Origin of the sequence: Endozoicomonas sp. ONNA2 (genome assembly GCF_024606365.1) — a bacterium.
In the GTDB taxonomy this organism is placed as follows: Bacteria; Pseudomonadota; Gammaproteobacteria; order Pseudomonadales; family Endozoicomonadaceae; genus Endozoicomonas.
The window spans coordinates 1-2008 of sequence record NZ_JAHHPO010000749.1 but is presented as its reverse complement, the minus strand read 5'-3'; the positions used below and the strand labels follow the sequence as shown (position 1 = coordinate 2008).

Genomic DNA, 2008 nt, shown 5'->3' with positions numbered 1-2008 from the left:
ACAGGTTTCGGTTCGATAACTATACCTGTCGGGTTTGCGCCTGACTGCTGTATCAAAATCAATACCTCATAACGTTATGGTAGTCGACCATGGTCATATTTTTACTCGTGTTCGCCGTGGCTGCTGCCTTCTGTTGCCATACCTGCCGGTGTGAGTTCGTCGTAGTTATGGTCAAAGTCAGTCTCAGGTGCGGTCATTACCGGGTGCCCGGGGCTGACGGGATGTTGAGGGGTGGGTTCATGTCCCGTGCTCGCCATGGGGGTGGTGCTGTCCGCAGTAGCTGGGCGGGCCTGCCCGTCCGCTGCCGATATCATGAGGTTTTCGATGACATAATACACGGGCTGTTGTTCCTCAGAGGGGGCAGGATTACCTGCCGGGGGATTGCTGCCCCCTGTTGCCGTGTTCCACTGGCTGCCTGTCAACGGTTGGTAATGGCTCTGGGGTGGAGCACGCAACGTTCTCCCATTCCCCCGGTTGTCTGACAACGGTTGGTAATGGCTCTGCAGGGAATCAGGCAGTGCACTCGTGTTCCCCTGGCTGGCGGACAACGGTTGGTAATGACTCTGGTGTGGAGCACGCAACGTTCTCCTGTTCCCCCGGTTGTCAGACAACGGTTGGTAATGGCTCTGCAGGGCAGCAGGCAGTGTACTCGTGTTGCCCTGGCTGCCTGATACAGGTTGGTAATAGCCCCGGGGTGGAGTAGGCAGTGTACTCGTGTTTACCGGGCTGATTGGCACCAGTTGGTAATCGTACCGGGGAGGAGAAGGCAGTGGTCTCTCAACCCGGGGTCGACGTTCGGGTTGCTCTGGCATGGGTTGGTTACGGCCAGCATTGGTCGATGATCTTCGGCAGTAATTGCGGTAGGTGTACACACCGATCACAGCGAGCAGCACAACAAATGCTGCGCCCAGGGTGGCGATAATGGCTATAAAGGCAGGGCTGAGTGATTCTGTTGGCGGTGTGGGGGTAGAACCCGGGCTGGAAATGGTCATGGGTGGTGCTTTGGTGGCAGTGGCCAGGGGCGTTGTTGATGAGTCAAGAACCGCCGGGCTGGGTATATCTGGTACCGTGGCCGTAGTGGCCAGGGGCGTTGTTGATGAGTCAAAACCCGGTCTGGAAAAGTACGTAATGGCGCCCGGTTTCATGCATGCAGTGATTGGTAATACCAGCGTAGAATTAGTGACGTATAATGGATTAATAACATTAGCGACCTGGCAATTCGGCTTTACCAGGCTGGAATCAAAATCTGCGCAGAAACCATTTGGAAAAGCCTGACATGCGCCAACGTCTTTTTGCCTGACATTGTTAACAAGGACATTACAAACAATATAGGAATCTCCTTGCTTGATATCGATGTGACTTAAATATGAACTTATGACGGTGCTGTTAAACACCTCAGTGTTGGTGACAATTCCATTTTGCAAACCTGCGCCAATACCGATATGCGTAAAAGCACCGGGAGCTTTCACCGTGCAGTTTCTTGCAGTAGTGTGGGCAACAATTCCACCTTGAAACTGAAGCCCTGTCCCAATACCGGCATATGTGTAAGGTTGGGAGGTTGAAACAGTGCATTTCACCGCCTTCGTGTCGGTAATCATTGAATTGGTCGAAAATCCAGCCCCAATACCGGCCGATGTGCCAAAGCCATGGGTTGAAACTGTGCAGTTGCTCGCCATCGTATTGGTGATCCCTGAATTGAGCGAATATCCCGCCCCAATGCCGGCATGTCCTGCAAAGTTGAAGGTTGTTACTTTGCAGTTCAGCGCCAACGTGGAGGTAACACTGCCATTATTTATTTTTCCCGCCCCAATGCCAGCAGCTGAATAATCCGATTTGGAAGTTTCCACCGTACAGTTTACCGCTGTCGTGTTGGTAACATTTGTACGGTTATTCATGCCCACGCCAATACCGGCATGCGCGAATTGGCCTTTGGTGGTTACATGGCAGTCTACGGCGTTGGTGTTGATAACAGTGCCTCCGTTAACGCTGCCCACAGCGATACCCGCGC

At 53.0% G+C, this 2008-nt stretch carries 1 protein-coding gene; it reads right to left on the bottom strand.

The window, feature by feature from the left end:
- Window positions 1-101: 101 nt before the first annotated feature.
- Window positions 102-2008: hypothetical protein (locus tag KDK14_RS13235; RefSeq protein WP_257265624.1), on the bottom strand; the 1907-nt coding region annotated here is incomplete at its 5' end.